We start from the raw sequence: 4,505 nt of genomic DNA, 5'->3' as shown, positions 1-4,505 counted from the left end.
CGTACCGCGCCACCATCACATTTGGTGTTCGGGCGGGGGGATCGGTGGGTGGTGCCGGGGTTGGTGGAGTTGTTGGGGCGTGTGCCGGTGTGGGTGGAGGGTGGGCGGGCGCGTTTGTCATTGGTTTCGGTGGATGTGTTGGCGGGGGTGTTGGCGGAGTTGGCGGTGGGGGGTGGGCGGGTGGGGGGTGGGGTGTTGCATGCGGGGCATCCGGAGCCGGTGAGTGTGCGGGTGTTGGTGGAGACGGTTGCGGGTGCGTTGGGGTTGGGGTTGCCGGTGGGGGAGGTTGATCTGGCGGGGGCGTTGGAGTGGGTGGGGGGTGCGCAGGGTGGGGTGTTGGCGCGGCGGGTGCGGTTGGTGGGCGTTGATCGCTGGTATGACAGTGGGCGGTTGTGGTCGCAGGTGAGGGTTTCGCCGGGGCCTGGGTTCGTGGAGGCGTTCGCGGAGTGTGCTCCGTGGTACCGGTCGGTGCTGTCGGGCGGGAACCCTGCCTGACGGCCCCGATGCTCTCCCCCTCCTGGGCCGGGGTCCGGGCCCCGATGCTCTTCCCCTCCTGGGCCGGTCCGGGCGCCGATGCTCTTCCCCTCTTGGGCCGGTCCGGGGGCCGGGGCCGGGGCCCGGGCTGGGGCTGGGTTGTTGTGGTGTCGGGTGTTTGCGGCGGGTGGTCGGGGGTGGTGGCCTGGTGTGGATTCCGGTTGTCGTGTCGGGGTCCGTGTCAGTACCGGTCGGGGCTTGGTGGCTCGGGCGTCCGTGTGCGGTCGGCGCGGGTGCCGGTACGGCCTTGGCGGGTGTGAACGTCTGCTGATGTGGGGGGTGTTGCCTGTGGGGCAGGGGGGTCGGGTCGTTGCTGTGTCCGGTGTCTTCGGCCCCGTGGGTGGTGGCTTGGTGTGGGCAGGGGCTGGTGTGTGGGGGCCGGTGCGGCGGTCGCACCGGGGGGCCCCGGGCTTCGGCGTCCGTGCGCCCCGCTGGCGCCGTCACGGTGTTGGCGCGGGCGTGAACATCGCGTGCGGCAAGGGGGCGTTGTCCTTGGGTAGCTGGCAGCTGGGCAGCTGGGCGGCTGGGCGGCTGGGCAGCTGGGCAGCTGGGCCGGGTCATCCATGTGTACGGTGCCTGCGGCCCATGGTTTCGGCGCGGCGGCCCATGCGCCCCAGGCCGTCTCTTTCGGATCTTGCCGGGCCCGCGACGCCCGGCACCGCACCCGGCCGCGTTGTCGGGGCACCCGAGTACGTCCAGTACACGGGCGCCCCTCCGCCTTGCCGTGTACGGCACCGGACACCGCGGGCTCACCCGACAAGATCCGAAAGAGACGACCTGGGCGCCGTCACGGGTTTGGCAGGGCGTGAACATCGTGTGTCACGCAGTGTGTTGTCCGCCGGAGAGCCGGGCCGGGTCTTCCTTGTGTCCGGTGTCTTGGGCCCCGGGTGGTGGGGTGGTGGCTTGGTGGGGGCGCGGGCTGGTGGCGTACCGGTGAAGGGGTTCGACTCGGTACAGGTGAATGTGCTCGGTCGATGGTGCGCCGACCGTGGGTCACGTTCGTCCCGGCTCCGCCTCGGGAGGTTGTCGTTCTTGGCGGTCCGCCTTGGCCGGTTGACGTTGTCGGGTGGCCGGGTGTTTCTCATGTCACCTTGATGAGGTGCCTGCGACCAGGTCGACGATCGCGTCGAAGCCGTCCGGAACGAGCTTGCGTGCCGCGGCGGCGACGTCCTGGGTGGTGTAGTCGATGAAGAGCGCCCCCAGGCTCTCGGCGTGTTCGCGTTTGGCGGTGCTCCCGGTGCCGATGACGTGCAGCCGGCGTCCGATGGCCAGCCGGGTGACGGCGAGGCCGACTCCGCCTCCGACTCCGTTGACCAGGACCGTGGCGCCGGCGGGGAGTCCGAGTTGGTCGAGGACGTCCACCGCGGTCGTCCCGGCCACCGGCAGTGTTGCCGCCACGGTTGCGGACAGGCCCGCCGGGATGCGCGCGGTGTTCGCCGCGGACAGCACCGTGGTCTGGGCGTAGGTGCCACCGGTCAGCGCGAAGCCGAAGACTGCGTCGCCCACCTCGAGCCCGGTGACGTCCTGGCCCCGGGCGAGAACGGTTCCGGCTGCCTCCATGCCCAGCACGCGGGGAAAGGGACGCCCGCCGTCGAGCCCGTCGACCGGGCCCGAGCGCAGCAGGTGGTCGAGGGGATTGACGCCGGCGACGTCGACCCGGATCAGTACCTCACCGCGACCGGGTACGGGATCGGGGCGATCGAAGAACGCCTGCACCTCGGGCCCGCCGTGCCTGTCGAAACCCCATGCCTGTCCCATCTTCCGCCGCCTCTCGTACGACCGGCCCGCTGAATGCGGGCGCTGTCGCCACCCTCACCCCTGCCATTGATGTCAGGGGCAACGCGATGAGATGCAGGTCACAGCATCAGGTCGGCTGCGCCGCCGGTTGTCGGGGCCGTGGACAGCTGCGCCCGGTGCCGGCTGTTGGCCCTGATCAGTGCGTCGAGTGCATCCCGGGTCTCGATCAGGTGCGCGATATCGGCGTCGATCCGGTCGCGCTCGCGCATCATCGCCGTGAACGTCTCCTCGGCGACGCCCGGGTCACCGGGGATGTCCACACACGGCAGTACGGTCGCGATCACCCGGCTGGACAGCCCCGCGTCGAACAACTGTCTGATGAGTGCCACGCGCTGGACCGCAGCATCGGCGTAGTGACGCTGCCCCGCGTCGGAGCGTGAGCTGGTCAGCAGCCCCTGGTCCTCGTAGTACCGCAGTGAGCGCGGGCTCACGCCCGTGCGCCGGGCAAGCTCGCCTATCCGCATCCCGCAGAGCCTACGCCCGCGGCCTGCGGGTGCGGAGCGCCGATGCGTCATGGTCGCCTGCGGACACCCCCTACCGCGGCAGGGTTGCCGTGCCCGCCGCCCCACGGCTGAGCACGTTCGCCCGTACACGCCTGAGCCCTTGTCGCCGTATGCCGGCACGGGCTGCCGCCAGGGGGCTCCGGTGCGGCGCCCGGGGACGGGGGCACGCCCGGCTTCGGCGCCCCGCGGCCCGCGGCCCGTGGCCCGTGACGCCGCCACATCCCACTCGGTGGGCGTGAACTTCTGCTGCCGCCGCGGGTGTTGCCAGGCCGGGGGCAGCCGGGTCGGGTCGTCCTTGTGTCCGGTGTCTGCGTCCCCTGGTTCCGGGGCGGGGGGCCTGGTATGGAGGCGGGCTGCCGTCAGGGGGTGGCCGGTCGGAGGTCCTGGGCCGGGTGACCCTGCTGTCCGGGGACCGGTGGCCCGGGTCCCGGGTCCTGGGTCGTGGCCGTGCGTGAACACCGGATGGGCGCGGGTGCTGTCGGGTCGGTCGCCCGGGTCGGGCGGCCCCTGGTTTCGTGCCTGAACTTTCGTGCCGGGTTGCGGCCCCGGCGTGAACACCGGCTGCCGCAGGGGCGTGTCTGTCCCGATGCCCGGGGCGGGATCCCGTTTCCGCGCCCGCACGCCCCTGGTTTACCGGCAGGGGCCTGGGCGTGCGCATCGTGCGCTTGGGCGGGTGTGGTGCGGTCGGGTGTCCGGGCCGGGTCGCCCCTGTGTGCCGTTGCGTGCCGTTGCGTTTCGTTGCCTGCGCCTCTCCGGGCCCTCGTTGCGGGCCCTGGCGTGAACGGGGCTGCCGTGCGGGGCTGTCGGGCCGCTCGCCCGGCACCGGACACCCCCGTTTCGGTGTGGTGCAGGTGCGCAGGGCGGCGGCTCCGGCATGAACATGGGCGGTGGTGGGGGAGGTTGTCGGGGCGGCCGTCCGCGGATGAGCCTCCTCCGCTTCGGGGACTGCGCCCCCACGTGCCGTGCCGTGCCGTGCCGGGGCGTTGGTGTGGACTGCGGTTGCTGCAGGGGGTCCGACCGATCCCGTCCGGGCGGCCGCACTGTGTGTTCGGCCGCTGCGTGCCGGGTTTCCCGGGCGACGGCTGGGGTGCGGGGCCGCTCCGAGGTCCCGGCCGGACACTCTGGTGCGGCGTGCCTGCCCGCGCCGTGGTGCGGGGCGATGGTCCTGGCGTGAACCACGGGCTGCTGCGGGGCCCGGCGTGGACAGCGGCTGATGCGAGGGGGCCGGCACGACGCCCCGGACCGGGGCCCCGGCTGCGGTGGGCGCGCTCTTGGCGCCGTCATGGCTCCGGCGGGCGTGAACGTCGTTGTCGGTAAAGGGTGCTGTCCCCAGGCAGCCGATGCGAGTCCATCCCGGTGCCCCCGGTGTTCGCGCCCCCTGGTTCAGGGACGGGGGCCCGGTGTGGACGCGGGCTGCTGCGAGGGGAGGTGTCCGGTCGGTTGCCCGGGTCGGCTCCCCCCATTGTTGGGCGTGCTGCGCCCCGTGGTGGGGGCGTTCGGTGCCGCTGGGAGTGGTCCCCGCCGGTGTTCCGGCCGGGGGTTCCTGCGGCGCCGACTGGGCCGGTGGTGTGCGGGGGCATGGGGCGGGACCCCCGGTGTGAACGGTGTCGCGTGGTGGGGGGGGTGGGGGGTGTCCGGTCGGGGGTGGCGAGGCCGTTGCCGGGGGAGGTG

2 protein-coding genes and 1 pseudogene are annotated in these 4,505 nt (G+C 73.0%); 1 reads left to right on the top strand and 2 read right to left on the bottom strand.

Features of this window, described 5'->3' with window-relative positions:
- Window positions 1-495: pseudogene (locus ACFWVD_RS28005) on the top strand (hypothetical protein); the annotation flags it as partial.
- Between the two features lie 1,125 nt (window positions 496-1,620).
- On the opposite strand, the gene ACFWVD_RS28000 reads toward ACFWVD_RS28005, so the two are convergent.
- Together ACFWVD_RS28000 and ACFWVD_RS27995 are read right to left on the bottom strand one after the other, a co-directional pair.
- Entirely contained in the window at window positions 1,621-2,292 is a 672-nt protein-coding gene (locus ACFWVD_RS28000) for an alcohol dehydrogenase catalytic domain-containing protein (protein WP_379247830.1), read from the bottom strand.
- Between the two features lie 98 nt (window positions 2,293-2,390).
- Window positions 2,391-2,795: a MerR family transcriptional regulator gene (locus tag ACFWVD_RS27995; protein ID WP_081521179.1), complete on the bottom strand. Its 405-nt coding sequence runs from the start codon at window positions 2,793-2,795 to the stop codon at window positions 2,391-2,393.
- Window positions 2,796-4,505 lie beyond the last annotated feature (1,710 nt).

Origin of the sequence: Nocardia sp. NPDC058666, from assembly GCF_042714895.1 — a bacterium.
Classification (GTDB): domain Bacteria; phylum Actinomycetota; class Actinomycetes; order Mycobacteriales; family Mycobacteriaceae; genus Nocardia.
This window is presented reverse-complemented; position numbering and strand designations above follow the sequence as displayed.